The sequence below is a fragment of the Elstera litoralis genome (genome assembly GCF_000963705.1).
In the GTDB taxonomy this organism is placed as follows: domain Bacteria; phylum Pseudomonadota; class Alphaproteobacteria; order Elsterales; family Elsteraceae; genus Elstera; species Elstera litoralis.
Map to the genome: position 1 here is coordinate 1 of NZ_LAJY01000334.1, position 2991 is coordinate 2991.

Annotated in this window: 3 protein-coding genes; 1 reads left to right on the forward strand and 2 read right to left on the reverse strand. The window is 59.4% G+C overall.

Annotated elements, in window-relative coordinates; translation table 11 throughout:
- Positions 1-842: helix-turn-helix transcriptional regulator (locus VZ95_RS12980; protein WP_052711750.1), on the forward strand; the 842-nt coding region annotated here is incomplete at its 5' end.
- A gap of 193 nt (positions 843-1035) precedes the next feature.
- Here VZ95_RS12980 and VZ95_RS12985 read toward each other — a convergent pair.
- Entirely contained in the window at positions 1036-2028 is a 993-nt protein-coding gene (locus tag VZ95_RS12985; RefSeq protein ID WP_045776220.1) for a FecCD family ABC transporter permease, read from the reverse strand.
- A partial coding sequence (locus VZ95_RS12990; protein WP_332308090.1) for an ABC transporter substrate-binding protein occupies positions 2025-2991 on the reverse strand: 967 nt, incomplete at its 5' end. The genes VZ95_RS12985 and VZ95_RS12990, both read right to left, overlap by 4 nt.

Sequence of the window (2991 nt, forward strand, 5' to 3'; positions counted from 1 at the left end):
TCTATGATCTCTTGTTCCGGGATGGGCTGTGCACCGAAGGTTATTCCGAACCATCGCTGATGATTGCCGCTTTAATCGACGGGGATGGTGAGGGTTATCTGATTGCCGAAGGGCAGCACCCCGGCGGAAAACCTATCCGCTATGCCGCCAATACAGTGTTTCTGCATTATGCCGATGTGCGGGCGTTCGGCGGCTATCGGGTGGAAACCAATAGCCGCTTTCGGATGGTTGAAATGCGCCTCAGTCTCGATTTTCTTGGTCGGTTGGGGCTTGCTGGGCAATTCGACCATTTCGACGCCGCGCATTCTTTCCATCTTGTTTCAACGGATCGTATTTGGGTGGGCAGCACTCAGATGGCCGATAATCTCCGGCAGTTAACCCTGGACTTGATTGCGATGGCGGATGCCCAGGGCAGCGATCTACAACTCGAAGCGCGGGCGCTCGATCTGCTCGCTAAAACCGTCGACCTGTTTCAGGCGGCGGGGCGCAACCGGTCGGTCGGCAATAGCCGCCACCAGCGCGACCGGCGCTGCCTGGAGCGCGCCCGCGATATCATTCTCGCCGATCCCGCTCATCTTTGGACAATCCGCGATCTCGCCCGCCAAGTCGGAATGAACGAGAAAAAATTGAAGGAGACTTTCCGGGAATATTTTGGTCAGCCAATCCGGGGGTTCCAGCAGGAAAATCGCTTAAAGCGCGGGCGCGACATGCTGATAGAAGGCACCTCAGTAACCGAAACCTCGCTGGCGGTCGGCTTTTCCAACCCCAGCTATTTCGCTTATCTTTTTCAACGACAATATGGCGTCGCGCCAAGCGCTCTCTTGACCGCCCTTCACGCCTGATCGAACAAGCGCCGCTCCCAACGATGTGCCAATTTCTGGCCTGATGCATCGTTGGCACTTCGCTGACAATGTGTTGGGTCAAGCGTTGGGCGGCCGCTTGTGATACGGGCCGTACGCGGCCACTCCAGCATGCCGGTAACATTAAAAGCCCATGAATCGAAATATCACGCTTTAGAGACTGTTTGAAGAAACTCTAACCCCTCATCACCAGAGCCAGGATGAACACCGCCCCGACGGCTGCCGTCAAGATGCCGACGGGTAACTCCTGTGGGGCGAGCAGCAGGCGACTGCCAAGATCGCCCGCAAGCAAAAAGGCGGCACCGATCAAAGCCGCAAGGATAGCCAGGGGACCATGCCGGACCCCAATTAAAGCGCGGGCGATATGGGGGATCATCAGTCCGATGAAGCCAACGACCCCCGCCACCGAAACCAGGGTACTGGTTGAGAGCGCACAGAGTAAGAATATCCGCCGCCGCAAGTGAGGGGCATCAATGCCGAGGGAGAGGGCGGTCTCTTCTCCCGCCAGCAACCCATCGAGAGCATGGCGGTGCATTAGAGCCGTCAGTACAGCAACCACGAGGCCTATCGCGGCCAGCGGTAAATTATGCCAGGCGGCGAGGCCGAGGCCGCCCAAAGACCAGAAGAGTACCGAATGTGCCGCCCGCTGATCGCCCGCAAAAACGAGATAGCTGGTCAAGGCACTGAAGAGGAAGGAAACGGCGATGCCAACGATCACCAACCGCTCTGGCCCTCGGCCCGGTTGAAGTTCGGTAACGATGAGCACCGCCGCTGCCGATAGCAGAGTTCCGGCAAGGGCCGCGATGGGCAAGGTCCAAATGCCGAGCGCATCGCCCCAATGGCCAATGACAAAGGCCGCCCCCGTCGCCGCCCCTGCCGACAAGCCAAATAGAAACGGATCGGCCAGATCGTTCCGGGTTGCCGTTTGCAGCAAGCAGCCGGTAACGGCCAGCCCGCCGCCCACACAGATAGCCAGCAACACTCTTGGCAATCTGAGATCGAGCACGATGCGCGCAACCGGCCCGGCCACCCCATCCGCGTGTCCAGTCAAGGTACGGATCACATCGCCGACGGCCAGCGGGGTCGCCCCGAAAGTGATTCCGGTTATGGCGAGGGCGATAAGAATAGCGCCTGCGACGACGACGAGCAGCCCGAAGCGTAGGCTCATTGCGCAGGAAGCGCGCCGGGGTGGAGGGCACGGGCGAGCGCCTCTACCGCGTCGATATTGGCGGGTCCGGGCGTGATCTGCTGATAGCGCAGTGGCAGGAACCGCCCTTTCTTCACGGCATCGGTTTCCTTCATCGCCGGATGGGCTTTCAGGAATGTCAGCAATTTTTGATAGCCAGCATCGTCTTGATAGTCGAGCAGGATCAGGAACTCGGGGTTGCGCACGGCCACCGTTTCCCAAGCCGCGGAACCCCAGCTCATGTCGAAATCGTCTAGCAGGTTTTTGCCGCCAGCCGCCTCGATCAGCGCGGTTGGCATGGCGAATTTACCGGCGGTGAACGGCTTATCCTCGCCCGAATCATAGAGGAAGACGCGCAGTGCGGGCCGCCCGGCAACGGCGTTCTGCACTTTGGCCAGCCGCGCCTTCCAGCCCGCTACTAAAGCTTCGGCCTCTGCCTGCTTACCGAAGATCTTGCCCAGGGTGATTTCATCGTCGTAGAGCAGGTTCATCGTGGCGCGTTGACGGGACTTGTCGAGATGCACGCAGCTTTCACTGAGCACGAAGGTTTTGATCCCCTTCGCTGCCAGCGTATCGGGCGTCACCTCGCCGCCCGGTTTCATGCCGTAGTACCAGCCCGCGAAGAAGAAATCGGTCTTGGCGGCGATCAGGTTTTCCAGGGATGGATATTTCGGGGCGAGTTCGGGGATGCCACCCTGCTGCTTCAGAAACTCCGGGCCAGTCTTGTACCAGCCGGTGATGCCCGTCACACCGACCATGCTGGGTTGCAGGCCGAGAGCGAAGGCCATTTCCGTCATATTCAGATCGTGGATGACAGCGGCTTTCGGTGGCGCGTCAAAGATTACGGGCTTGCCGCAGCTTTCGATCGTGACCGGAAAGGCCAATGCCGGAAGGGCAAGGATAGCTAAAGCAACCGAGGAAAGAAGAACAGGAAGGCGCATGGAA